The organism is Bifidobacterium leontopitheci (genome assembly GCF_009193355.1).
GTDB lineage: Bacteria > Actinomycetota > Actinomycetes > Actinomycetales > Bifidobacteriaceae > Bifidobacterium > Bifidobacterium leontopitheci.
Genome location: NZ_WBVT01000017.1, coordinates 35,271 through 59,403 on the forward strand (window position 1 = coordinate 35,271; position 24,133 = coordinate 59,403).

The window sequence follows — 24,133 nt, forward strand, 5'->3', positions numbered from 1 at the left end:
CTATGCTGTTTTGAAATTCCTTCGGACACCACCTATACGCAGACTGCCGTGCGCCCTCGCGAATCGAGCCGTCCGTCAGCAGCGCCGCCGCCGTGCCCCGCAGTACAGCCGCGTCGCCGCGGTTCCGGCCAGTGAAGTAGCGGGCCAACGCAGACATGCCGTGCAATATGGAAGGCCCGCCTATGCCACAACATAAGTCAATAGAACGCAAGGCCCTGTTCGTGGGCATCGTCGTCAACGCCATGCAGGTCGCGGCCGGCATGGTCGTGTTCTTCATGACCGGCCTGAAGGCCATGTTCCTTGATTTCTCATTCACCGCCATATCCGTGCTGTCGGGCATGGTGGCGGTCTATCTCTCCTCGCGTACCGTGCGCACCACCGAGCGGTTCCCCAACGGCCTGTTCGCGCTCGAGCCGATCTACGCCATCGCCAAGGCCATGCTCACCCTGTCCCTGCTCATGTTTTCGCTCGTGGACGTCACGCAGGTCGCCTACGACTATTTCGCGCTCGGTCAGGGCGAGCGCATCGAGACCGGTCCCGTCGTGGTCTATGAGATCCTGACCGTGCTGGTCTGCTTCGGCCTATTCGTCTATTATCGCCGCGAAAACCGGCGCATCCGCAACGCGAGCACCATGCTGACGGCCGAATGCAAGAGCACGCTCGTTGACGGCGCGATGTCGTTCGGCATCGGCGTGGTGGCGGTCGTGCTCATGGTGCTGCCGGATGGCGGCATGTTTGGCTTCCTGCATTACACCGGCGATTTCTTCATCACCGTCGCGCTGGTGCTGCTGACGGTCAAGGAGCCGTTCGGCGTGCTTAAGGACGCGTTCGTCGAGCTGGTCGGCGGCGTGCATGACGACGATGAGACGAACGGTTTCGTGGAGGCCGCCGCGCAACGGCATCTTCCGGCCGATACGGAGTACGAGAAGACGCTGATCTTCAAGACCGGCATGAACTATACGGTCGACGTGTACCTGTCCGGAACGGGCAACAGCATCGACGTAGGCGACCTGATCGACTGCAAACGCGCGCTGGAGAAAGAGCTGCGCAAGCGGCTGCACATCGTGGACGTCGACTTCGTGTTCGACTGATGCCGTTGTGTTCTGCTGCGTGAGGCCCGGCAATGTCAACACATTGCCGGGCTGTCATATGCGAATTCATGCGATGGCGGTGCGCCCCGGTCCCGGCCGTAATTCCTCCAGCTCGTCCTTTGTCAAGAAACCATGTCATGACTGCCGGCTCATCCACTGGTGCCATCCCCAATCCGCTCAGATGATGTCCCGCCGCACGCCGTTCCGTAGCCGTTTGACCGCCACATGCACGAACAGCAGTCCTACAGCCGCCCAGCAGGTTGCCGCCAGTAGATCCACCGCCGCATCCAACGCATCCATCAACGTATTCCCGCCATTCGCCAGCGACGCCAGCGTGCCGGTCATCGGGACGAGGTGAAACACGCCGCGCAGCCAGCCCGGGTACAGGGTGACCGGCACGATCACGCCGGCCGTCAGCGGCATGATCGCGTCCAGGATGGTATCTCCGAGATAGGGGTCCGGCAGGCTTACGCCTATGCCGGCGCAACATACGCCCATCAGCACTCCGACAATCATCGTCGGCGGGCACAAGGCCACGACGCGCAACAGAAACCCGACATCATGCGCAGGCGAGAACGCGAACACGGATCCAATGGTGACCGCCGCGGTGAGTGTCGAGAGCAGCAGAGGCATGACGGCCCCGCCGATCCAATAGGCGAGGTCCACACTGCGCCGCAGATGGATGTCCTCGAAAATGCCAAGGTCACGGTCCGTGGCGGCCTTGTCGACGACGCCCGCCTCCACCGACAAGCACAGCGAGACGAGCGCGGCCGCGTAGCCGATGCGAGTGTAGTCGGGCGCGAGCAGATCCTGACCGAACATGATGTCGTATGCGATGCTGAACAGCGGCGTCAGGACCAGCGTCGTCAAGGCGGTCCCCAGCGTCGCGAACGCCGTCGACGACGCGAAGGAGATACGCACCATGCTGGCGACGCGGTACGCGAACCCGTTGCCCATTCAGACCACCTCCAGAGTCGCGCTGCGGCACGCGCGGTCAAGTACCACGCGGCCGAGCGTCCACGCGGCCGCCATCCATATCAGACTGACCGTGAGCCCTATGCTGGCGTTCGTCCATGTCGCGAGCGCGCCGCCGGCCGTTTCGCGGTTGCCCAGCAGCATATCGATCGGCCAGTGGATGGGAATGACCATGCCGGCCGCGTGCAGCCATGCCGGCGGCGTGGACTGCGTGAACAGCAGGCCGGACGCGATGAGCACCGGGGCCAGCAGCAGGCTTTCATAGGCGATCGCGTTCGGCGTGAGCACGAACACCGTGGCGATCACGAACGCGACCGACAGGCAAGCGAACCACAGTAGTACGGTGCCGCCGATGAGCCGGGGTACTTGCGACATGCTGACGCCGGCCGTTCGCGTGAGCGCCGTCCATATGGCCCATGACAGGGGCATGGCCGCCAGACCGAACGTGGATACGGAACTGACGACCGCGGCCAGCGGACGCCTCGGGTCGATGCGGCCGGCGACCAGATACACCAGCGTTCCTTTGTATCGTTCGAATCCGAGGATTCCGGTCGCGCATGTGGAGACGGTCCACATGCCGATGATGCCGCTGCGCACCCACAGCACCGCAGGGTCGCCGCCCCACACGCGCCAAGCGAGCACCTGCGTTACCACGGCGCTGAGCGTGGCGACCACCATGAGCTGTGCGAAATACGGGACGGAGGCGAACTGCCGCAGCTCGAACCACATCATGCGCAATTGCCGTCTCACCGTTGCAATCCTTCGCTGATGGCCAGATAGGCATCCTCCAGGCTTGCCGGATGCGTCAGCAGGTCCAGCGGCCGGTCGAATCCGGAGTGCCGCAGCACTGTAAGCAGCTGGGCTACACCGGCATCCGGATTCGACCGCCAGTGCACAGTGAGGGCCCAGTTCGCGCCTTTGGGGCGTATACGGGCGTCGCCGAGCGTGCGGACGGATTCGATCAGGATGTCGCGGATATCGGCAGCGCGCGCGGGCAGCGTGGCGGTGGTCGTCGCGCGGATGCCCGCGTAGTCGGCGATGTCGCGCACCTGACCGGATACGACGATGCTGCCGGCGCCGATGACCGCTATCGTGGTCGCGAGTTCTTCGACCTCGTCCATGGCATGGCTGGTCAGCAGGATGCCGCGACCTTCCGCGGCCAAGGTGGCGATCAGGTCGCGCACGCTCAAGGAGGCTTCCGGATCCAAACCGCTGGTCGGCTCGTCAAGCAGCAGCAGTCCCGGCTTGCCGAGCAGCGCGCGGGCGATATGCAGCCGCTGCTTCATGCCGCGCGAGAATTCGCCGACCTTGCTGGTGGAACGGTCGGCGAGCCCTACTCGTTCCAGCGCCTGGTCGACTTCACCGCGTCGGCGTGAGCCGGGAACGCCGGCCACGTCGGCGAAGAACAGCAGATTGTCCAATGCTGAGGCGCGCGGGTAGAAACCCAGGTCGCCGCCGAGTGCGAGGCCCAGGCCGCTGCGTGCCTGAAACGGGTGACGGATCGCGTCGACGCCGCCGATGGTCAGCTCGCCGCCGGTCGGCGTCAGCAGCGTGGAACACATGCGCACGGTGGTCGTCTTGCCGGCGCCGTTGGGGCCGACCAGTGCGAACACTTCGCCGGGCCTAATATCGAACGACACGTCATGCACCGCGACGAACTTCCCCTTGTCGAAGGTGCGTTCCAGATGCCGTGCGGATAAGAGCGTGCCTTTATTATTCATCATACGGAGGATTACCTTCTTTCGTTTGCTGGATGCCTCCGCTGCGTTCGCTTGTGCCGGTTGCATGCGGTGTGCCGTGCTATGGAATTGCGTCATGCATAAGGTAGGGCGCCTTCCGCATGTGAGGTTCGGATTCGCGATTGGCGCTCTGCATATGCGGCAATCAGCCTGCCTTCCCCCCCTTAAAACGATACATGCGTAGGTGATTATCGGTCAACGGGCGCGACGGTGTGGTTCGTCACATTTCGTCTATTGCTTCTTCCGCGTCGGGTTCTTTCGTCTTCCTGTCTTCCCTCCTTCCCCGTCTCTAAGATGCACAATCTGCATCTTAGAGACGGGGAAGGCTCGGATTGTGTGCTTTAAGGTACACAATCCGCGTTATTCCTTCACGCTCTGATTACAAAAAATCCGCAAGATGCACATTGTGTATCTTGCGGATTGTGGGTATGGCGGTTATCCCGCGGTCCGGTTCGGCCCGGTCCGGTCCGGTTCGGTCCGGTTCGGCCCGGTTCGGTCCAGCTCGGTCCGGTTCGGTCCGGTTCGGCCGAACCGGACCCCTTATTTCAGGCTCCAGGTGCTGCCCTGCGGGCTGTCCTCGATGGCGATGCCCGCGGCGCCCAGCGCGTCGCGGATCGCGTCGGCCTTCGCGAAGTCGCGCTCCTTGCGGGCGGCGGCGCGCGCGGCCAGCTGTTCGCCGATCAGCGCGTCCAGGGCCTTGCGTTCCGGGCTGGCGTCCGCGTCGTCGGCGGAGCCGGCTGCGCCGGAGCTCAGCCACGGCTCGGCCAGCGGGTCAAGGCCCAGCGTGTCGAGCATGGCGCGCACGTCGCGCAGCGCGAGCTTGATCTGCTCCACGGCCACCTCCGGCGTGTACTGCGTCGACTTCGTCTCGAGCTGGCTGAGCAGGATGTTGCCCTTGCGGATTTCACCGAAGATCGCTGCCAGTGCGCCTGGCACGTTGATGTCGTTGTTGAGTGCCGCCACGAAATCGTCCGGCAGCTCGTCGGCGCCCATGGCCTCGATCTCTTCGCGAGTCGGCTGTTCGCCGACCGCCGCGCCGGCGCGTTCGATGAAGTTCGAGACGCGATCGTACGCCGTCTGCGCCTCCACCAGCGCCTGGTCGGACCATTCCAGCATCGAACGGTACTGCACGGAGCCCAGCGCATAGCGCACCACCCATGCGGAATGCGCCGCGAGCACGCTCGGCACCGAAAGCCCCGTGCCCAGCGACTTGCTCATCTTCTCGCCCTTGGTGGTCACCCACGCGGAGTGCATCCAGCGCGCCGCCGACTCGTAACCGGCCGCACGCGTCTGCGCCATCTCGTTCTCGTGGTGCGGGAACCGCAGGTCAAGGCCGCCGCCGTGGATGTCGAAACCGTCCTTGAGATACCGGTGGCTCATCGCAGAGCATTCGATATGCCAGCCGGGCCGTCCCACGCCGAACGGCGTCGCCCAGCGCGCGTCGAGCGGATCGGTGCTCTTCGGCGCCTTCCACAGCGCGAAGTCGCGCGGGTCGTGCTTGTCGGGGGAGGCGTCGGCCGGGTCGACGGGATTGTACTTGTCGGCGCCGGTCGCGTCCACGCTCGGCCCCATGCGGTCGGCGACGGCGGCCGCCTCGTCCACTTCCGCGGTCTGCTTCTGGTGGGTGAGCTCGCCGTAGTGCGGCCAGCTGGCCACGTCGAAGTACACGTTGCCGGTGGGCTTGCCGTCTGCGTCGCGTACGACGTAGGCGTGGCCGTTGTCGATGATCCGCTGGATGAGGTCGACCATGTCGGGCACGTGGCCGGTCGCGCGCGGCTCGACGGTCGGCGGCAGCACGCCGAGCGTGTCGTACGCCTGCGTGAACTCGCGCTCGTAGTAGTACGCCCGCGCCCACCACTGCTGGCCTGCGGCGGCGGCCTTGTCTAGGATCTTGTCGTCGATGTCGGTCACGTTGCGCACGAACGTGACCTGATAGCCGAGCCGCATCATCCAGCGGCGCACCACGTCGAATGCGACTGCAGCGCGGATGTGGCCGATGTGCGGCGAGGACTGCACGGTCGCGCCGCACACGTAGATGCCGACCTTGCCGGGCTTGATCGGCGTGAAGGCGGAGACGGTGTGCGAGGCGGTGTCGTACAGTTTGAGCCCGGCGGCGGCGCGGGTGACGCCGGGCTGCCGGGTGGTGGCTTCTGCGGTTGCAGAAACGTTGGAATTCTGCGGTTCTTGGGCTTGTGTCATACCTTTGAGGGTATCTGTGTTGCGCGACATCGCGGGTGGGTTTTGGACGGGAGGGGTTCGGGAGTCTGATGGGCGTACTCCCGGGATCCTCCCATCCGAGGTGCCTGGAATGGGAGGATGTTGGGAGTTGGGGTGCCTACTCCCAACATCCTCCCGTCTAAAGGGTTTGGGATGGGAGGATGTCGGGATTCTGCTTGATGTACTCCCGGGATTCTCCCATCCGAAGGTCTTGGAATGGGAGGATGTTGGGAGTCTGCCGGGTGTGCGGCGATTTCAATCCCGTAATCCTCCCATCCGGGGTGCCCGGAATGGGAGAAAAACGGGAGTCTGACGCTGCCCCGGCCAACCCCGCTCACCCGACATGCCGCTCGAACCGGTGGAATCCGCTGATCCGGTCGATTTCGGCCATAGCATCGTCCGGAATCTCCAGCCCGGATGCCGCAAGATTGCTTTCCAGCTGGCTGGGCTTGCTCGCACCGGCGATCACGCAGCTGATTTCCGGATGCTGCAGGATCCACGCCAGCGACAGCACGGCCAGGCTCACGCCGAGGCCGTCCGCCACGCCGCGCAGCTGTTCCACGAGGTCGAGGTTCCGGTCGGTGAGCAGGTCGTTGATCTGGTGGTCGGCCTGCCAGGTGGCGCGCGAGCCGGCTGGCAGCGGCTTGCCTTTGCGGTACTTGCCGGTGAGCAGTCCCTGCGCGAGCGGCGAGAACGTGGTGATGCCGATGCCGTGGCGGCGGCATTCGCCCATGATCTCGTGTTCGATGTAGCGGTCCACGATGTTGTACTGCGGCTGCACCACGGTGATCGGGTACAGGTTGTACCGGTCGACGATGCGCTGCGCTTCTTCGAGCCGTGCGCCGCCCCATTCTTCGGAGACGCCGTAATAGAGGACCTTGCCTTGCGCGACGAGGTCGCTCATTGCGCGTAGTGTTTCGGTCAGGTCGCAGGTTTCGTCGAAACGGTGGCAGTAGTAGAGGTCCACGTAGTCGGTCTGCAGGTTCTTGAGCGTCTGGTCGATGCTTTCGAAGATGTGCTTGCGGCTCAGGCCGCGGTCGTTCACGCCGTCGCCGGTGGGGAAGTACACTTTGCTGGAAATGACCAGTTCGCGGCGTGGGTATTGTTTGAGTGTGTCGCCGAGGAACCGTTCGGCGTCGCCGCCGGAGTAGGCGTCGGCGCAGTCGAAGAAGTTGACGCCGTTGTCGTAGGCGAGGCGGACGACGTCTCGTGCGACGTCCAGCTGGGTGTCGTCGGCGAGCCGCGTCACCCAGCTGCCGAGTGCGATTTCGCTGATTTTCAGTCCTGACTTGCCAACTGGACGGTAGTGCATGATGGTTCCTTCCGTGGGTGTGTGGTTGGTGCGTCCTGTGTGGGGTGTTGTGCGGCGGTGATGGATTGCCGACGTTGCGGACACGGGATTGTGCGCGCTAACAATCGTATGTACGATACCGCTGATGCCGGATATGGCCGCACGTGCCGTGGGAACGGTTGGCAGCCGACTGACGACCGCTTGTTACACCGCTTTACGGTGGTGATGCAACAATAGGAGTCATGACGCAATCGCAAGTGCTTATCGTGCAGCATGTCCCGTGGGAGAAGCCGGGGCGCATCCTCGACAATCTGGAGGATCTGAACCTGCCGACGGTCACGGTGAACATCGCCAAGGTCAAGAAGCCCGACCTTCCCGATTTCTCGCAGGTGTGCGGCGTGGTCGTGATGGGCGGGCCGATGGGGGCGCTCGACTATGACAAGTATCCCGGCCTCAAGGCCGAGGCGAAACTCGTCAAGGCGGCGGTCAGCGTCGGCAAGCCGGTGCTCGGCGTGTGCTTGGGCCATCAGATCATCGCGACTGCGCTCGGCGCGAAGCTCAGCCGCGGCGAGGCTCCCGAGATCGGTCTCGCTCCGATCAAGCGCGTCGACAAGCATGCGTATTTTTCCATGTGGAACAAGCAGACCGAGGTGCTCCACTGGCATAACGATGTGGTGGGGCTGCCTGAAGGCGCTCAGCTGCTCGCCCGTTCCGAGCACACCAAGGTGCAGGCGTTCCGTGTCGGCTCCGCGCTGGGGCTCCAATTCCATCTTGAGGTTACGCCCACGCTGCTTGAGGAGTGGCTGAGCGAGCCGTCCATGGTCAAGGACCTCAAGGCGGCCGGCGGGTCCAAATCGCAGCTGCGCGAGGCGTTCGCCGCCAGCAACCCGCAGATCGCCCCGCTCGCCGAGCAGGTGTTCTCCGGATTCGCCGCCCGCTGCGCCTCCTACGCGAAAACCCTCAACTGACTTGTTATCCCTCGGCTCGGGAGCCACGGGACTGGCCCGACCCTTGGCCCCCTCGGTGGAGGGGGCTGTCAGCGAAGCTGACTGGGGGAGCGTCACCCGCATATTGAGCCTGCCGTAGGCGGTCCTTAATCGCAGGACGCTGCCAGCGAAGCCGACTGTCCCGTTCCTTGGCCCCCTCGGTGGAGGGGGCTGTCTGAGCATAGCGAAGACTGGGGGAGCGCCGACGCTACCACATGAAGAAGCGGTTATTAACCACATCACCCGCACATACCCGTTTCGGGTATATACACGGCGTGTCGCGGATTTGCGGTGTCTTGTTTTCCTCTACGCTGAGAGTACCCGCACGAGAGGAGTGCGGAAGACCTGCTTCCTTCATGACGCCGGTGACGGCGCCCCCAATACACAGAAACCCCATCCGCCCGCCGATCGATTCGATTCAGCATTGGCCCTATCCAAGGAAGGAAGTGAATCCGCCGCTATGACCAAGAAAGATTCCATGAGAAAACGCCTCTCCGCGCTTGCCGCGGCCGCTGCCTGCCTGATGGCCGTCGGCGTCGCGCCCGCCGCGAACGCCTGGTATAACAGCGGGGAGCGCAACGACTCCTACATGACCGGCCTGTGGAAGTACAACTGGACGCACTCGTACGCCACCTGCCGCGCAGGGCGTGCCCAGTGCACGGCCGAGGCCATCCAGGACGTCACGACGGTAGACCGGAAAATCGCAGCAGCACGCGGTTCCGTAGTCACTGCGGAAGCATACGGCATCGAGCGGAACGCTCATGACAGCGCGAGACTCTACTGACTAGTCCACACACAATGAGGAATGGCTGCCGAGGGGTCGCGGGACTCCCCGGCGGCCTATTCCTTTTAACTGCATGGAGGTGAACAATGGGTGCAAAAGTATTATCGTCAATCCGCGGGGCGCGGGTGCTGGCAGCCGTCCTCTGCAGTGTGGCGCTTGTCGCGGGATTGGCTGGCTGCGGCTCGACCGGCTCGAGGAAGAGCGAACGCCGGTCGGGCGCGAGCGGGCAGGAGACGATCGACTACCAGCTGTCCGGTCTGGGCGAGAGGCGGGCGGGGTCGATGGGCGAGTTCATCGACTCGCTGATCAAGGACCCCGCGACCACGGAGAAGGCCAAAGGGATTCTCGAACGCGCCAAGCGGGACGGCGGCATGTCCGCCACGGACTACGAGCGGTCATGGGCCGACTATAAACAGTGCATGCTGGACCGCGGCTACAAGGAGATCATCCTCATCAAATACCCCAACGGGATATATGCCGAGCCCGGGCATTACAGAGGCACCGCCGAGCAGGAGGCGAAACAGACTGAGGACATGCGCTCGTGCATGAGCGACTTGTTCCCGTTGATCGAGCTGTACGGCGCTCAGATTGGCAACCCGAACCTGTATTCGAATCAATCGGAGGCGATCGTGGATTGCATGCGCCGTAACGGCATGGTGCCGATGAGCTACACGGTAAACGACTACGTGAACGACAAGGCGAAGGACGACTACACGAAGGCCGGCATCGATGTGCGCGACATGAAGGTGCGCGAATGCGAGGTCGCCAACAACTGGTTCAGCAGCTATCCCGACGACGTACTCGAGCATCTCTGGTAAGGAGCCATCATGAGCATGACAGCACGTTCCGTTTTCTCCACACTGGCCGCGGTCGTCTGCTGTGCGGCGCTATCGGTGGGCTTGGCTGGCTGCGGCTCGGCTGGTTCGAGGAAGAGCGAACGCCGGTCGGGCGCGAGCGAGCAGGAGTACATCGACTACCAGCTGGCCGGATTGGGCGAGAAGCGCGCGGAGTCGTTGGACGCGTTCATCGACCAGCGGATCGTGTTCGCCGAGAAGAGGGGCAGTGAGAAGGCGGTGGAGGTCCTCAAGCGGGCGAAGGCCAACGGCGGCGTGTCCGCCTCGGACTACGAGGCGCTGTGGATGGGGTACAAGCAGTGCATGCTAGACCGCGGCTACAAGGAGATCATCCTGATCAAGTACCCTAACGGCATGTACAACGAGGCCGCATACTACTTCAACGGCACACCCGAGCAGGAACAAAAGTTCTGGGACGACCAGGACGAGTGCATGAAGAACGTGAACCCGGTGGATGAGGTCTACGGCATGCAGGTCGGCAACGTGAACCTGTACTCGAACCCGTCGGAGGCTATCGTGGACTGCATGCACCGCAACGGGGCCGCGCCGATGAGCTACACAGTGAACGACTACGTGAACGACAAGGCGACCGGCGACCCGAACAAGGCCAGCATCAACGTGCGCGACATCAAGGTGCGCGAATGCGAGGTCGCCAACAACTGGTTCAGCAGCTACAACGAAGACCCCCTCGAACACCCATTCTGACGGTGCGGCACAATCAGAGTCTCGTGATGCGACTCACCGCAGCGGCGGTATCAGCACGAACATCGTCCACATGCCATGCTCCGTGCTCACGAGGAACCGCCCGCCGCGCTGCTCCACCATCTGCCGATAGTGGCGCAGTCCGCTGCCGGATTCCAGCAGCAGGTCCGTCGCCTCCAGCTCATCCATGCCGGTCGTATCCGGCACCGCACCATCGGTCATGCCACGGCGCAAGTCATTGATTTCCGTGATCTCCAGACCGCGGCTGCTCCATACAATGGAAATCTCATATGACGATGCGGCGTAACGGCTGACATTCGCATAGATTTCGTTGATCAGGCCGCCGTAGAGTGACATATCACGGTCGTTGGCCGCGTTGTCGTGAGCGCCGACCTGCAACAGCGCATGGCCGTCCAAGCCGGCCGCTTGCAGTTCGCCGTCGTGCCGGTCCAGTATCTCTTGCAACGTCATCGTATCGGCTTGCACGTCACGGCTCGGGCGGCGCGGCTTGCCGTACAGCCGGTCGATGATGTCGTGCGACTGCCGTAACGCCTGCCGCGCATAGCCGTCGATTTGCCGCCATAACTCGACTTTGTCAGGGTCGTTCTCTTCGGCCATGGCCTGCTGTGCCGTGCGGGCGATCAGCGACAGTTCGCCGGTCAGACCGTCATGCAGCTCGGCAGCGGTCCGCGCATCATGCCGAAGCATCATGAGACGCTGCATGTTCGCCTGTTCCTTTGCCGAGCTGGCTTGGGCACTCTCGCGCCAGCGTACGCCGAATCCCGCAAGCGCGGCCAATGCGTAGACGAGCATGATGACGGCCGACTCGTTGACGGATGGCGGATAGCGGACCGGAATCCAGCGGAACGCCAGCGAAATCTGCTGCACCGCAATGACGGCGTAGGTTGCGGCTGCCGGCCGCACGCCGTAATCGTAGGCGATGAATCCAAGCGCGAACAGCATGGCCGTCGTGCCAGTGGGCGTCGCGGCGTCTCTTGCCATGACGGATGACACCACATCAAGCATTATCGCCAAGGCCTCCGTCAGAGCCGGTTTGAACGGCAGCAGCAGTATGGACGCCACAAGACAACAGCAGATCAGGGTTCCCGGCAGGCCCACGGGAACGGTCTCCCACCATTCCACCGCGAACAGGATCTCCGCGACGACGGCGATGACGATACGCGCGCGTGGCCAGGCGGCGGTCGCCGCATCAATCCGCTGCGCAAGGCACCTGAAGACATGCGCTATTCGTGCCGTGTATTCCGCCATGAGATTACCGCCTGCAGCAGATTCGTGACGTGTAGCTTGTGGATGATGTGGTTGAGATGCTTGCGTACCGTTTCGACCGAAATGCCGAACCGTGCGGAGACGTCCTCGTTCGATGCGCCGGTGGCAGCAACATAGTCGAGCAGCTCTTCTTCGCGTACGGTCAGCCTGCTGCCGTTTGGCTCATGACTGATGCGCACGTGCGCGGTCATTGCGGATTCGAACCCTTCCAATGCCGGGCTTTTTACCAGCAGGCAGATCATCGTCTCAAGCATCAGGCGGATATTGTTCTTGCTGACTATGCCTTGGGCGCCCGCATCGCGTATGACCTGACGATAGCTGTTCAGGCTGAAGCTGCTGATGGCGAGGATCTTGACCGTGCCGTCCCGGCGCCGTATGCGGCGGCAGACGGACGGACCCTGCACTCCTTCGAGCGACATGTCCAGCAACAGCAGATCGGGTGCCGTCGACTTGTCGAGACAGAGGTCAATGGCGTTTCTGCCGTCGGTGTCGGTCCACAGTACGGAACAGAGGGGTATGTGCTCGTGAATCGAGTTGACGATGAATTGCGACGAGTTCTTGTCGTTGTCCACAATCGCCACGGTCGAGTTGCCGCAGTATTCGGCGAACTCCAGTTGTTCTGTCATATGCGCCACCCCACTTCCTTCCCTTGGAGACCAAGGTACACCGGAAGAGGGCATGACGTGTTACGGACCACGGAACATGGACACGCGGACGCTACCAGAGGTGTTCGTGTACGTCGTCGTCATAGCTGCTGAACCAGTTGTTGGCGACCTCGCATTCGCGCACCTTGATGTCGCGCACGTTGATGCTGGCCTTGTTCGGGTCGCCGGTCGCCTTGTCGTTTACGTAGTCGTTCACCGTGTGGCTCATCGGTGCGGCGCCGTTGCGGTGCATGCAGTCCACGATAGCCTCCGACGGGTTCGAGTACAGGTTCACGTTGCCGACCTGCATGCCGTAGACCTCATCCACCAGAAGCGTGTCCGTGATGCACGACCCCATGTCCGTGGTATGCTTGTCCTCCTGTTCGGGCGTGCCGGTGCCGTAGTAGGGCGCCTCGTCGTACATGCCGTTGGGGTATTTGATGAGGATGATCTCCTTGTAGCCGCGGTCGAGCATGCACTGCTTGTACCCCATCCACAGCGCCTCGTAGTCCGAGGCGGACACGCCGCCGTTGGCCTTCGCCCGCTTGAGGACCTCCACCGCCTTCTCACTGCCCTTCTCCTCCGCGGCAGCGATCCGCTGGTCGATGAACGCGTCCAACGACTCCGCCCGTTTGCCGCCCAGGCCGGACAGCTGGTGGCCGACGTACTCCTGCCCGCTCACGCCCGACCGGCGTTCGCTCTTCCTCGAGCCGGCCGAGCCGCAGCCTGCCAACCCCGCGACAAGCGCCACACAACAAGCAACCGCGGCCAGCGTGGAGAAAACGGAACGTGCTGTCATGCTCATGACGGACTCCTTTACCAAGGGGCTTCCCGAGTATCTCCGGGATAGCTGCTGAACCAGTTGTTGGCGACCTCGCATTCGCGCACCTTCATGTCGCGCACATCGATGCCGGCCTTCGTGTAGTCGTCCTTCGCCTTGTCGGCCGCATAGTCGTTCACCGTGTAGCTCATCGGGACGGCCCCGTTGCGGCGCAAGCAGTCCACGATCGCCTCCGATTTGTTCGCATACAGGTTCGGGTTGCCGACCTGTGCGCCGTACAGCTCGATTAACGGGAACAAGTCGCTCATGCACGAGCGCATGTCCTCCACGTATCTCGCGGTCTGCTCGTTCGTGCCGCTAACTTTAAGGGGCGCCTCGCGGTAGATCCCGTTGGGGTATTTGATGAGGATGATCTCCTTGTAGCCGCGGTCCAGCATGCACTGTTTATAGTCGGCCCACGACCGCTCGTAGTCCGTGGCGGACATGCCGCCTTCCCGCTTGGCGCGTTCGAGAATCCCTTTGGCCTTCTCCGTGGTCGCGGGATCCTTGATCAGCGAGTCGATGAACTCGCCCATCGACTCCGCCCGTTTCTCGCCCAGGCCGGACAGCTGGTACTCAATCGCCTCCTGCTCGCTCGCGCCTTGCCCACGTGCGTCACCACGAGAACCAGATGAACCGCAACCAGCCAATCCCGCGACAAGCGCCACGCAACAGAGGGCGGCTGTGAGAGTGCGTGTCCCGAGGACTAATGACAGCTTCGCACCCATTGTCCACCTCCATTAATCAAGGGGAATGACTGCTAGGAGTTTGGACTCTCGGCAGCCATTCCTCATTGTGCGTGGACTACTCAGTAGAGCCTCGCACTGTCATGCACGTTCTGCTCGATGCCGTATGCTTCCGCAATAACGGACGAGCCTCGCGTCACTGCAATCTTGATGTCTTTGTTGTTGACGTCCTGTATGGCCTCGGCCGTGCACTGGGCACGCCCCGCAGCACAAGTCGCGTACGAGTGTGTCCAGTTGTACTTCCACAGGCCGGTCATGTAGGAGTCGTTGCGCTCCCCGCTGTTATACCAGGCGTTCGCGGCGGGCGCGACGCCGATGGCCATCAGACAGGCCGCGGCGGCAGCCAGCGCGGAGAGGCGTTTTCTCATGGAGCCTTTCTTGGTCATAGCGGCGGATTCACCTCCTTCCTTGGATAGGGCCAATGCTGAATCGAATCGAATGGCTGACGGATGGGATTTACTGGGGGCGCCGTCATCGGCGTCATGAAGAAGGCAGGTCATCCGCACTCCTCTCGTGCGGGTACCTTCAGCGTAGAGGAAAATCAGACCCCGCAAATCCGCGACACGCCGTGTATATACCCAAAACGGGTACGCCGGCGAAATTCCTCATCGCCGCCTCCGCTATCGCGCCGCAGGTTCGCCACATGCCCACCGGCCACGCTACATTGGTGAATCATGCCGACTTATGATCTTGGATTGGAACACGTTTCGCTCGCCTTCGCCACCAAAACCATCTTCACCGACGTGACGCAAGGCGTGTTCGAGGGCGACCGCATCGGCATCGTCGGCCGTAACGGCGACGGCAAGTCCACGCTGCTCCACCTGTTCAACGGCACGCAGGAGCCGGACTCCGGCCGCGTGACCAAACGCAACGGTCTCACCTTCGGCATGCTCGACCAGCGTGACCCGCTCGCCGACGACGCGACCGTACGCGAGGCGGCGCTCGAAGGCCGCGAGGATTACGAGTGGGCGGCCGACAACAAGTCGCGTGAGATCGTGGAGGCGCTGCTCGGCGGCATCGACCTCAACGCGCGCGTCGGCTCACTGTCCGGCGGCCAGCGTCGCCGCGCCGATCTCGCCCGCCTGCTGCTCAAGGACTGGGACATCCTCGCGCTTGACGAGCCCACGAACCATCTGGATGTGGTCACCATCCACTGGCTTGCCGAACATCTCAAGAACCGCTGGTCGCGCGGCTCGGGTGCGCTGCTGCTCGTCACCCACGACCGATGGTTCCTCGATGAGGTGTGCGAATCCATGTGGGAGGTGCATGACGGGCTCATCGACCCGTTCGAGGGCGGCTACTCTGCGTACATCCTGCAGCGCGTCGAACGTGACCGTCAGGCCGACGTGCGCGAGACCAAGCGCCGCAACCTCGCCCGCAAGGAGCTCGCCTGGCTGTCGCGCGGCGCCCGCGCCCGCTCCACCAAGCAGAAGTTCCATGTGAAGGCCGCGCGTGAGCTCATCGCCGACGTGCCGCCCGTGCGCAACACGCTCGAACTCAAGCAGATGGCCACGTCCCGGCTTGGCAAGCAGGTGGTCGACCTGATTGACGTGACGCAGATCTTCGCGCACGAGCAGGGTGCGGCGAGCGGTGATGCTGCGAGTGCGGGCACGTCCGCTGATGCCGCCGCACAGCCGCGCAAGTCGGCCTCTCAGGTCGACGTGGTCCCGCCCATGTACGCCGAGCCGCAGCTGCACGGCTCGCTTGAGGTCGCCGTCGACACGCTCGCCGATCCGCGTCTCGTGGACGCCGGCGTGCCGGAGGCCGTCGCGGCGGCCGCGGCGGCGAAGGCCGAAGCCGAGGCGAAGGCGGCGCGACAGGGCGTCACCGAAGAGTCGGTCGAGCCTGAAGTCACGTCCGCCGCGCAGCGCGTGACCGTCGCCGGCCGCGAGATCCTCGACGACGTGACCTGGCTGATCGGTCCCGGCGACCGGTTCGGCATCGTCGGCGCGAACGGCGCCGGCAAATCCACGCTGCTCAAGCTCATCGACGGCACGCTCACCCCGACCGCCGGGCATGTGAACATCGGCAAGACCGTCAAGTTCGCCGTACTCTCGCAACGGCTCGACGAGCTGGAGAAGCTCGGCAAATACAAGATCAAGGAAGTGCTCTCGCGCTACAAGCCGAGCTACATCGTGGACGGCAAGGAGGTCACGCCGGGGCAGTTGATGGAGCGGCTCGGCTTCGAGTCCGCGCAGCTCATGACGCCGATCCGCGACCTGTCGGGCGGTCAGAAGCGACGCATGCAGCTGCTGCTGATCCTGCTCGACGAGCCGAACGTGCTCGTCATGGACGAGCCGGGCAACGACCTTGACACCGACATGCTCGCCGTCATGGAGGACCTGCTCGACACTTGGCCGGGCACGCTGATCGTGGTTTCGCACGACCGGTACCTGCTCGAGCGCGTCACTGACCAGCAGTTCGCGCTCATCGGCGGCAAGGTGCGGCATCTGCCCGGCGGCGTGCAGGATTACCTCGACATGGTCGAGGATCTGAAGAACGGCAAGGGGCTGCCCGAGGATGTGGCCGGTATCGCCGGGACCGGCTCGCGCGGCGGGGCCGGGCGGGGTGCCGGCAAGGGCGGCGCGGGGGCTGTTGGTGTTGGTACTGCTGCTGCGGGCGGATCGTCTGCCGGCGATGCCGCACAGGGCGGCGCCGGTGCGGGCGCGGGCTCGTCGGCTGATGATGTTGCGCCGAAGCTCACCGGCAAGGCGTTCCATGATGCAAGCAAGCGCGTCTCGGCCATCGAACGCAAGCTGGCGAAGCTGGAGGAGACGAAGGCCGACCTCGAAGCGCAGATGGCCGCGCACGACCCGTCCGACTATGAGGGCCTCAACAAGCTCAACCAGCAGCTGCAGGCCGTGAACGACGAATCCGGCGACCTCGAAGCCGAATGGCTCGAGCTTTCCGAAAAGATCGAATAGCGTTTGCCGGGCGGGATTGCTTGCGTGCGGCTGGCGCTGTCAAGCAGGTGATACTGCGTCACTGTGCTCGGGCGAGCTGAGTGACGCGGCCTGTGAATCCCAGTGTTTTCAATGGTTTTCGCGGGTGCGTCACTGTGCTCGGGCGGGCAGAGTGACGCGGATGTCGTGTGAGGTCGCGCGTATCACGTCACTGTGTCCGGGTTGCGCGTCACCGTGATCGGGTTGCGCGTCACCCTGCCCGGGCTAGGCGTCACGCTGCCCGGGTTGCCGCCCGCGCCCGTGCGATGGCGCTCAGTGCATCATCTCTTCGTAGATGCGACGGCACTCGGGGCACACCGGGTACTGCGACGGGTCGTGCTTCGGCACCCAGATCTTGCCGCACAGCGCCACCACCGGCCGTCCGGTGATCTTCGACTCGGCGATGCGGTCACGGGACACGTAATGCGCGAAACGGTCCGCATCCCCGTCGTCCGAACGGTTCGTCTGCTCCTCGGTCTGCGGGCGCTCCAGCACCGCAGTGCCCGTCGCCTGGTCCGGGCTCGACAGCGGCGACACCGGATCGGCCAGATCCGCAGCCTCCATCACACTCGCCATCATCGGCATCCCATCCATTGCAACCGCCATAATCGCTCCGTTCCATCATCCAAATTCGCGCCCCGCCAAACGAGACCCGACATCGTACCGTCACCCATCATAGAAGTCCCCTGTTACCGGCACACCGTCGCACACCGTCGCATGCCGCCGCAACTCCCCACCCCGCGCAGCCACACCCGCCGCAACCGCCGCGCAAACCCTGCACGAACGCCGCGCCAACAAGACGAACAGGTCGTGAACGCCCGCCGAAATCTCAACGAAACAGCCGCCGCGCCACACAGCACCATCCGTATCGTGGTCACGGCGCAAGCCAGCCATCCAATACGCAACAATCACCAATCAACCAAAGCAGTACAGGGAAGAACGGAGATACAGGTATGGCATCGCACATGAAACGAATCGGCCTCGCGGCGCTCGCCGTCGCGGCCATGGTCGCACCGGCCGGCATGACCTACGCGGCGGCCGCGGCGGACACCGCGAACGCCGCCAAGCCGGACGTCGTGGCCGACTGGAAGTTCCAGAAGACGAACTCCACCGGCAGCATCGACGACGGCAACGTGGTCATCAAGGACGCGTCCGGCAACGGCAACGACCTGCGGATGGAGACGTACGGCAAGGGCGACTACAAGCTCAGCGACTACATCTCATGGGACAGCAAGTCCATGAACGGCGACGCGAACGGCAGCCTCAAACTCAACGGCGACAGCGACCTCGCGCACAAGAAGCAGAACCACGAACAGCGCGACCCCAAGGGCGCCGACTTCATCACCGTCGACGGCGCGCCCATCAACAAGGAGACGTTCCGGAACGGCTACACGCTCGAATTCGTCTACTACCTGCCCGACGACTTCAACGCCGGCACCGACGCCTGGATGGGCATCGCCGCCCGCCAGTCGACGAACAGCAACATGGACGAGCACGAGATGGGCTCGATGAGCCTCGCCGTCTCCAACTGCAAGGAGACGCAGTTCAAGGCCGCCAACGCGGACAACCAGTCCACGATGAACACCGACGACCCGAACAACGGCGTCACCAGCTGGGGCGTGACCATGGACCACGGCGGCGTGTGGTACCACATCGCCATCGTCTCCGACGGCACCAACGTCGTCACCTACACGAACGGCGCGAAGGCGTTCCGCAACATCAACAAGAACGGCAACGGCCTGTACGCCGACCCGACCGACGGCCGCTTCCGCATCGGCTCCGCGTTCTACAACGACACGTACGACACCGCGCACTACAACCAGGAGGACTTCGACAAGTTCCTGCGCGGCAACCTGCAGGAGGTGCGCTTCTCGCGCGGCGCCGTGCAGCAGTCCGAGTGGGTGATCCCGAACCCGACCGAGATGATCGGCGAGTACGGCACCAACGACCGGTTCACGCTCGCCAACCCGAGCGTCAACACGATGACGTTCCTGCCGGACACGCAGAACACGATCCGCTGGGTGCCGGACGTGATGGACAAGGCCATCGACCAGCTTGACGCTGAAGCGAAGTCCCAGCATGTGACCAACATCGTCTCGCTGGGCGATATCGTCGACAACTGGGACAGCATCGAGCAGTGGGAGTACTCCAAGCTGTTCTTCGACCGCCTGCAGAACACCGGCATCCCGTTCCTCGAGCAGCCCGGCAACCACGACTACAACGGCAGCGCGCGCGGCTACGGCTGGCCGGGCGGCCGCGTCGCCAGCAACTACCTGACCTACTTCGGGCCCGACAGCGCGTTCGGCGCCAAGCAGAAGGCGAACGGATTCACCTACTCGCCCGACGGCATGTCCTCGTACGTGACCGTCGACAACGGCTCCTACCAGTACCTCGTCGTCAACATCGACATGGGCGCGGTCACCGGCAACTCGTCCGCCACCAGCAACGACGACATGCGCTGGTTCGAGCAGGTGCTCAAGGACCACCCGGACAACCCGACCGTGGTCGTCAGCCACGACATCTTCATGTGCTCTGACTCCCACCCGAACCAGATCGCGCTCGACACCGACCGCGGCTACAACGGCGAGAACGGCGACCGCGAAGGCGCCGGCTCGAAGATCTGGAACATCGTCAAGAAGTACAACCAGGTGTTCATGATGTACTCCGGCCACAACCACGGCTCCGGCCAGATGACGCTCACCAACGACGCCGGCAACCCGGTGCTCGGCCTGCTCGCCGACTACCAGTTCGGCTACAACGGCGGCAACGCGTTCTTCCAGTACGTCGGATTCGACGAGGCCGACAACAAGCTCACCATGCGCACCTACTCGCCGTACTCCGCCTCGCTCAAGGACTCCGAACGCTCGTTCTTCGACGTGAACTTCCTCACCGGCGAAGGCAACGAGTACAGCCAGGACTTCGACTACGCGACCCGCTTCGCCGGGTACAAGCACTCCGCCGGCTACGAGCAGCAGCAGAAGGTCGTGCGCGTGGTGCGCGGCATCGAAGGGCTGGGCTCGGGTGCTGGTGCGGGCGCGGCTGACGCGGCCGCGGTCAAGGACCTGTACGCGCTGTTCCGGTCGCTGCCGGATGACGTGCGCGCCGAATTCGGCTCCGAATCCGACGCGAGCACGCTCGCCGGCAAGCTCGCGGCCGCCTACAAGAAGGCGACCGAAGGTGAGCAGGGCGGCAACAACGGCGGCCAGCAGCCGGGCAAGCCGGGTGAGCCGGGTGAGGGTGGCCAGCCGGGCAAGCCGGGCAAGCCGGGCAAGCCGGGCAAGCCGGGTGTCGGCGGCGGTCAGGGCGGCAACGCCGGCGCGTCGGCAAACGGCGGCAAGCCGCAGGAGCTGGGCCGTACCGGCGCCGACGTGGCGCTGATCGCGGGGGCCGGTGCCTTGGCCCTGGCCTTCGGAGCCGTGGCGCTCGCCGCGGTCAACCGTCGTCGCTAGCGAAAAACAGCCATTCGAGTCAGCCCCTTGCAGTGTCCGGTATCATTCGGTACCCGCGCTGTAGGGGGCTGACTCGGTTCCATGTCTGCAAGTCACCGGTGTGGGTCTTTCGGTGTCCGCATTGCGGGGGCGTTTCCCGTTGGCTACGGGCGGGCTGGACTGGTGGCCATTCGCCATGCTGCACGGTCGCGTGTGAGGCGCTTGGCCGGAAGTCGGGGCAGTGCGTCGACGCTGCGTCGCTTTGGTTGCGCGGGCTGCGTTGGTTGCATGATCCATTGGTTTCACGGTGGCATTGCGCATACGGCCGATTGTGGGTGATTATGGACCGTGCCAGTGTCATTTCGGGCCGGTCGCGGGCCTTGCTATGCGGGATTCGGCCTGTTTTCGAGCCTATTCCGGAGTAGGCGGGCATCACCCGAAGTATGGGATGATACGGCGTAATGGCGAATGGCGGAACGAAGCCATTTTCATAGGTCGCGAATGCGCCGTATTTGCGTTGTACTTGAGCCGCTGCCCGTCTACTCCGGAATAGGCGTCAAAACAAGCCGATTCGGGTAGCGGGCGGCATTGCGTCGGCAGACAAATGGTGGTGATGTGTTCAGCGCAGTCCCATTCTTCTGGTCCCGCGGCCAAATCAATGTATTGAAGGCGGTATGGAGAATAAGCTGCGCCGACTCCGCCCGGAGGCTTGACGGTTGGTTGGGATGCGGCTCGGGATCGGTGGTTTTTCGCTTCGCGTCCCATGGGGTATTGGGACGCGGAGCTGAAATCGGGTGTTTCGGGGCTTGCGTCCCACGATTTCGTGGGACGCGACGTGGTGTAAACGGTTGCATGTCCTCGTGTCCCAAGGGTCATTGGGACACGGCCTGAAATCGGCTGTTTTTCGCCTCGCGTCCCATTGGCCTGGCAGCGGATGGAGTGGCGAGGCCATAGTGGCTCTCGGACCAATTCATTGAATCTGCCCCGTGTAATGCCCAGTGCAAGGATTTACGGCCATCAGGGGCGATTCCCGTAATTATTGGCGTCGGCGAAACGTCGCTCGGCGAGAGCCGCTATTGAAACGGTGCCGGAGGGGTGCCGCCGGGAGCAACGCCATCGGAGGACGGCATTTCCCAGTACTATCCTCTCCCATCCGGTTCCGCCGCCGAGCCTCCCCACCGCGACACTGTCCGGCGACCCGCGGTAGGCTATACCCTATGACAATTGCAGTTTGCCCAGGCTCGTATGACCCCGTCACCGCCGGCCATCTGGACGTGATCGAACGGTGCGCCCGCTTCTTCGACGAAGTGCATGTGGTGGTGGCCATCAACGCGGCGAAGACGCCGATGTTCTCGGAATCCACCCGGGTCGACATCATCCGGCACGCGCTCGACGCGGACGGCTTCCCGAACGTCAAGGTCGCCAGCACCACCGGCCTCATCACCGACTACTGCAAGCGCGTCGGCGCGACGGTCATCGTCAAGGGCCTTCGCCAGAACGGCGACTATGAGGCGGAGCTCGGCATGGCGCTCGTCAACCGCAAGCTCGCCGGCGTCGAGACGCTGTTCCTGCCCGCCGATCCCGTGCTCGAGCACATCTCCAGCTCCATCGTCAAGGACGTGGCCCGGCACGGCGGCGACGTGACCGGCATGGTGCCCGACGGCGTGATCCCGCTGCTTGACGAGGCGTTGCGCCGCGAGCGCGGCGAGGCCTGACCGGCCCCTTCCGTGTTTCCCGCAATTCACGCGGTTTGCGCGGTTTTTCCTGTGGAATATGCGGGTCATGATATCACCGCGCGTTCGCTATGATGGATGCGATACGGCATTGACAGCGCATGAATGGCAGGGGATGCAAGGATGGATGACTCAATGAACGGCGATATGGATTCCGCGGCCGACGGCACCGGTTCTGCCGGCACCGGCCCGATCGCGACCGGCGAGGTCCGCGCGGCCGGCGAGACGGTTGCGTCGACCGGCACGTCGCAGCGGCCCGTCACGACCGACGGTTCGGTCGGACAATCGACCGACGCCTACAGCATGACATATGCGGACGCCCAACGGCTCGAGGGCGCTCCGTCCGTTTGGTCGGGCGCCTCGAAACCCGCCTCCCGCGCGGCCAAGGCGTCCGCCACGCGGACGGACACGGCAAAGTCCGACGCCGACGCGGCCGACTATGCCCGTCCGCCGAAGCCGACGTTCCCGATCAACCAGCTGCCCGACCTGCGCGAGACCCTCAACCCCGACCCTGCCATCAGCCCGGAGGAGGCCAAGTCGCGCGACGAGTTCACTACCGTGTACGACATCATCGACGCGATGGAGGAGACGCTGCAGGCGGCCAAGACCAGCATTTTCGCGCCCAGCATGGTGCGGGTCGACCGTGACGAGTTCACCGGCCAGCTCGACGAGCTGAAGAAGATGCTCCCCGTGCAGCTGGAACGCGCGTCCGCGCTGATGCGCGAGGCCGAGCGCCGGCTGGAGTCCGCGCAGACGCAGGCCAACGCGATCGTCGCATCCGCGCAAAGCCGTGCCGCAGACCTGGTGCAGGAGGCCAACAAGCAGGCGCAGATCCTTGTCGGTCAGGAGAACATCACCGACAAGGCCCGTCAGCGTGCGCGCGCGATCCTCGACAAGGCGCAGGCTCGCGCCGACCATCTGACCAACGGCGCCGACGAATACTGCACGACCGTGATGACCGGGCTGCAGGAGCAGCTCGACAAGCTCGGCAACGACGTGCAAGCGGGCCTCAACGTGCTGCAGGAGCGTCAGCGCGCGGCCGCCGAGCGGATGCCGCACCTCGAGCAGAGCGACTACCCTGACGAGCAGTAGCGCAGGGCGGACGCTGACGAGGATACTGACGACGGATACTGAGACGAACCGATATAAGGAGACAAGCAATGGCACGACCTGAAGATTCCGCATGGGCCGTCAGCGTGGCGCAGGTGGCGTCGCGGCCCGGCCAGTCCAAGCCGATCGACGCGGTGTTCCCCGCGCCCAGCGGCATCGGCGACGACGTGATCGGCGTGAAGGAAGGCGCGGATGTGACGGTCCGCGGCTCGTTCGACTCGATTGTCGACGGCCTGATCCTGACCGCGCACATCGACGCGCCGGTGACGGCCGAATGCACGCGATGCCTCAAGCCGATCGAACGCGACTGGGGTGTGGACGTGACCGCGTTCTTCCCGTACGCCGACGACGACCAGCATGGCCGCGGCGGACGTGGGCGCGACGACGATCATGAGGTCGAGATCATCGCCGGCGAGGAGGAGTCGGAGGACGTGTATCCGTTGAGCCGCGACTGCGCGTTCGCCGATCTGGAGGCGCTGCTGCGCGACACGCTGGTCGAGGAACTGCCGTTGCAGCCGCTGTGCAGCGAGGATTGCCTCGGCCTGTGCCCGCAATGCGGCGTGAACCTCAACGAGCATCCCGACCACCGTCACGTGGTCACCGACCTGCGGTTCGCCTCCCTCGCCGGCCTCAAAGCCCAGCTCGAAGCCGAAGAACAATCCAAAGGCGAGTAGTCCTGTCCTCGGCCCCCTCGGTGGAGGGGGCTGTCAGCGAAGCTGACTGGGGGAGCGCCACCCGCCGCCTCCCCAACCCCCGCGGCACGGCAATCCACCGCCCCAGACAC

Annotated in this window: 21 protein-coding genes; 10 read left to right on the forward strand and 11 right to left on the reverse strand. The window is 64.0% G+C overall.

What is annotated here, in order from left to right:
• Positions 1-182: 182 nt before the first annotated feature.
• Complete coding sequence (locus F7D09_RS06440) at positions 183-1,091, forward strand: cation transporter (RefSeq protein ID WP_152234585.1); 909 nt, start codon at positions 183-185, stop codon at positions 1,089-1,091.
• A 177-nt stretch (positions 1,092-1,268) separates the two neighbouring features.
• Here the strand turns inward: F7D09_RS06440 and F7D09_RS06445 are convergent, their stop codons facing one another.
• From F7D09_RS06445 to F7D09_RS06465, 5 genes are all read right to left on the reverse strand, one after another.
• Entirely contained in the window at positions 1,269-2,048 is a 780-nt protein-coding gene (locus F7D09_RS06445) for an ABC transporter (protein ID WP_152234586.1), read from the reverse strand.
• On the reverse strand, positions 2,049-2,816 hold the full coding sequence (locus F7D09_RS06450) for an ABC transporter permease (RefSeq protein ID WP_152234587.1): 768 nt from the start codon (positions 2,814-2,816) through the stop codon (positions 2,049-2,051). It abuts the gene before it with no gap.
• Positions 2,813-3,790 (reverse strand): ABC transporter ATP-binding protein, encoded by a 978-nt coding sequence (locus F7D09_RS06455; RefSeq protein ID WP_226836030.1) that lies wholly within the window; start codon positions 3,788-3,790, stop codon positions 2,813-2,815. Before F7D09_RS06455 ends, F7D09_RS06450 begins: the two co-directional genes overlap by 4 nt.
• Before the next feature lie 555 nt (positions 3,791-4,345).
• Positions 4,346-6,004 carry a cysteine--tRNA ligase gene (cysS, locus tag F7D09_RS06460; protein ID WP_152234588.1) on the reverse strand — a complete coding sequence of 553 codons (1,659 nt, stop codon included), beginning with the start codon at positions 6,002-6,004 and terminating at the stop codon, positions 4,346-4,348.
• Positions 6,005-6,356: 352 nt separating this feature from the next.
• Positions 6,357-7,334, reverse strand: coding sequence for an aldo/keto reductase family protein (locus F7D09_RS06465; protein ID WP_152234589.1), 978 nt, complete (start codon positions 7,332-7,334; stop codon positions 6,357-6,359).
• Positions 7,335-7,555: 221 nt separating this feature from the next.
• Between F7D09_RS06465 and F7D09_RS06470 the strand changes: the two genes are divergently transcribed.
• The 4 genes from F7D09_RS06470 to F7D09_RS06485 all read left to right on the forward strand — a co-directional run bounded on the left by F7D09_RS06470 (position 7,556) and on the right by F7D09_RS06485 (position 10,642).
• Complete coding sequence (locus tag F7D09_RS06470) at positions 7,556-8,281, forward strand: type 1 glutamine amidotransferase (protein WP_152234590.1); 726 nt, start codon at positions 7,556-7,558, stop codon at positions 8,279-8,281.
• Between the two features lie 478 nt (positions 8,282-8,759).
• Positions 8,760-9,083 (forward strand): hypothetical protein, encoded by a 324-nt coding sequence (locus F7D09_RS06475; protein ID WP_152234591.1) that lies wholly within the window; start codon positions 8,760-8,762, stop codon positions 9,081-9,083.
• A gap of 149 nt (positions 9,084-9,232) precedes the next feature.
• Positions 9,233-9,901, forward strand: a complete 669-nt coding sequence (locus F7D09_RS06480; protein ID WP_152234592.1) for a hypothetical protein — start codon at positions 9,233-9,235, stop codon at positions 9,899-9,901.
• 9 nt (positions 9,902-9,910) lie between these two features.
• Positions 9,911-10,642 (forward strand): hypothetical protein, encoded by a 732-nt coding sequence (locus F7D09_RS06485; protein ID WP_152234593.1) that lies wholly within the window; start codon positions 9,911-9,913, stop codon positions 10,640-10,642.
• 33 nt (positions 10,643-10,675) lie between these two features.
• Here the strand turns inward: F7D09_RS06485 and F7D09_RS06490 are convergent, their stop codons facing one another.
• The 5 genes from F7D09_RS06490 to F7D09_RS06510 all read right to left on the reverse strand — a co-directional run bounded on the left by F7D09_RS06490 (position 10,676) and on the right by F7D09_RS06510 (position 14,522).
• The gene (locus F7D09_RS06490; RefSeq protein WP_152234594.1) at positions 10,676-11,908 is read right to left on the reverse strand and encodes a sensor histidine kinase; all 1,233 of its coding nucleotides are present in this window, start codon (positions 11,906-11,908) and stop codon (positions 10,676-10,678) included.
• A complete protein-coding gene (locus tag F7D09_RS06495) occupies positions 11,884-12,552 on the reverse strand; it encodes a response regulator (protein WP_193312364.1) in 669 nt (222 codons plus the stop codon). The genes F7D09_RS06490 and F7D09_RS06495 overlap by 25 nt, the downstream gene beginning before the upstream one ends.
• A gap of 91 nt (positions 12,553-12,643) precedes the next feature.
• Positions 12,644-13,375: a hypothetical protein gene (locus tag F7D09_RS06500; RefSeq protein WP_152234596.1), complete on the reverse strand. Its 732-nt coding sequence runs from the start codon at positions 13,373-13,375 to the stop codon at positions 12,644-12,646.
• An 11-nt stretch (positions 13,376-13,386) separates the two neighbouring features.
• Positions 13,387-14,058, reverse strand: a complete 672-nt coding sequence (locus F7D09_RS06505; RefSeq protein WP_152234597.1) for a hypothetical protein — start codon at positions 14,056-14,058, stop codon at positions 13,387-13,389.
• A gap of 140 nt (positions 14,059-14,198) precedes the next feature.
• The gene (locus F7D09_RS06510; RefSeq protein WP_152234598.1) at positions 14,199-14,522 is read right to left on the reverse strand and encodes a hypothetical protein; all 324 of its coding nucleotides are present in this window, start codon (positions 14,520-14,522) and stop codon (positions 14,199-14,201) included.
• Positions 14,523-14,810: 288 nt separating this feature from the next.
• Here F7D09_RS06510 and F7D09_RS06515 point away from each other — a divergent pair, with 288 nt between their 5' ends.
• On the forward strand, positions 14,811-17,060 hold the full coding sequence (locus F7D09_RS06515) for an ABC-F family ATP-binding cassette domain-containing protein (protein WP_152234599.1): 2,250 nt from the start codon (positions 14,811-14,813) through the stop codon (positions 17,058-17,060).
• A 291-nt stretch (positions 17,061-17,351) separates the two neighbouring features.
• On the opposite strand, the gene F7D09_RS06520 is transcribed toward F7D09_RS06515, so the two are convergent.
• Entirely contained in the window at positions 17,352-17,642 is a 291-nt protein-coding gene (locus tag F7D09_RS06520) for a DUF3039 domain-containing protein (protein WP_193312366.1), read from the reverse strand.
• A 389-nt stretch (positions 17,643-18,031) separates the two neighbouring features.
• Between F7D09_RS06520 and F7D09_RS06525 the strand changes: the two genes are divergently transcribed.
• From F7D09_RS06525 to F7D09_RS06540, 4 genes are all read left to right on the forward strand, one after another.
• Positions 18,032-20,527, forward strand: a complete 2,496-nt coding sequence (locus F7D09_RS06525) for a LamG-like jellyroll fold domain-containing protein (protein ID WP_152234601.1) — start codon at positions 18,032-18,034, stop codon at positions 20,525-20,527.
• Positions 20,528-21,723: 1,196 nt separating this feature from the next.
• Positions 21,724-22,221, forward strand: coding sequence for a pantetheine-phosphate adenylyltransferase (gene coaD, locus F7D09_RS06530; protein ID WP_152234602.1), 498 nt, complete (start codon positions 21,724-21,726; stop codon positions 22,219-22,221).
• A gap of 141 nt (positions 22,222-22,362) precedes the next feature.
• Entirely contained in the window at positions 22,363-23,331 is a 969-nt protein-coding gene (locus tag F7D09_RS06535) for an ATP synthase subunit B family protein (protein WP_376862927.1), read from the forward strand.
• A 68-nt stretch (positions 23,332-23,399) separates the two neighbouring features.
• Positions 23,400-24,023, forward strand: a complete 624-nt coding sequence (locus F7D09_RS06540; protein ID WP_152234603.1) for a YceD family protein — start codon at positions 23,400-23,402, stop codon at positions 24,021-24,023.
• The last annotated feature ends 110 nt before the right edge of the window (positions 24,024-24,133 follow it).

Bases quoted from the DNA above. Each gene is read 5' to 3' on its own strand.
- F7D09_RS06440 (WP_152234585.1), top strand. From the start codon at position 183: ATGCCACAACATAAGTCAATAGAACGCAAGGCCCTGTTCGTGGGCATC.
- F7D09_RS06445 (WP_152234586.1), bottom strand. From the start codon at position 2,048: ATGGGCAACGGGTTCGCGTACCGCGTCGCCAGCATGGTGCGTATCTCC.
- F7D09_RS06455 (WP_226836030.1), bottom strand. From the start codon at position 3,790: ATGATGAATAATAAAGGCACGCTCTTATCCGCACGGCATCTGGAACGC.
- cysS (WP_152234588.1), bottom strand. From the start codon at position 6,004: ATGACACAAGCCCAAGAACCGCAGAATTCCAACGTTTCTGCAACCGCA.
- F7D09_RS06465 (WP_152234589.1), bottom strand. From the start codon at position 7,334: ATGCACTACCGTCCAGTTGGCAAGTCAGGACTGAAAATCAGCGAAATC.
- F7D09_RS06470 (WP_152234590.1), top strand. From the start codon at position 7,556: ATGACGCAATCGCAAGTGCTTATCGTGCAGCATGTCCCGTGGGAGAAG.
- F7D09_RS06475 (WP_152234591.1), top strand. From the start codon at position 8,760: ATGACCAAGAAAGATTCCATGAGAAAACGCCTCTCCGCGCTTGCCGCG.
- F7D09_RS06485 (WP_152234593.1), top strand. From the start codon at position 9,911: ATGAGCATGACAGCACGTTCCGTTTTCTCCACACTGGCCGCGGTCGTC.
- F7D09_RS06490 (WP_152234594.1), bottom strand. From the start codon at position 11,908: ATGGCGGAATACACGGCACGAATAGCGCATGTCTTCAGGTGCCTTGCG.
- F7D09_RS06495 (WP_193312364.1), bottom strand. From the start codon at position 12,552: ATGACAGAACAACTGGAGTTCGCCGAATACTGCGGCAACTCGACCGTG.
- F7D09_RS06500 (WP_152234596.1), bottom strand. From the start codon at position 13,375: ATGAGCATGACAGCACGTTCCGTTTTCTCCACGCTGGCCGCGGTTGCT.
- F7D09_RS06510 (WP_152234598.1), bottom strand. From the start codon at position 14,522: ATGACCAAGAAAGGCTCCATGAGAAAACGCCTCTCCGCGCTGGCTGCC.
- F7D09_RS06515 (WP_152234599.1), top strand. From the start codon at position 14,811: ATGCCGACTTATGATCTTGGATTGGAACACGTTTCGCTCGCCTTCGCC.
- F7D09_RS06520 (WP_193312366.1), bottom strand. From the start codon at position 17,642: ATGGAGGCTGCGGATCTGGCCGATCCGGTGTCGCCGCTGTCGAGCCCG.
- F7D09_RS06525 (WP_152234601.1), top strand. From the start codon at position 18,032: ATGGCATCGCACATGAAACGAATCGGCCTCGCGGCGCTCGCCGTCGCG.
- coaD (WP_152234602.1), top strand. From the start codon at position 21,724: ATGACAATTGCAGTTTGCCCAGGCTCGTATGACCCCGTCACCGCCGGC.
- F7D09_RS06535 (WP_376862927.1), top strand. From the start codon at position 22,363: ATGGATGACTCAATGAACGGCGATATGGATTCCGCGGCCGACGGCACC.
- F7D09_RS06540 (WP_152234603.1), top strand. From the start codon at position 23,400: ATGGCACGACCTGAAGATTCCGCATGGGCCGTCAGCGTGGCGCAGGTG.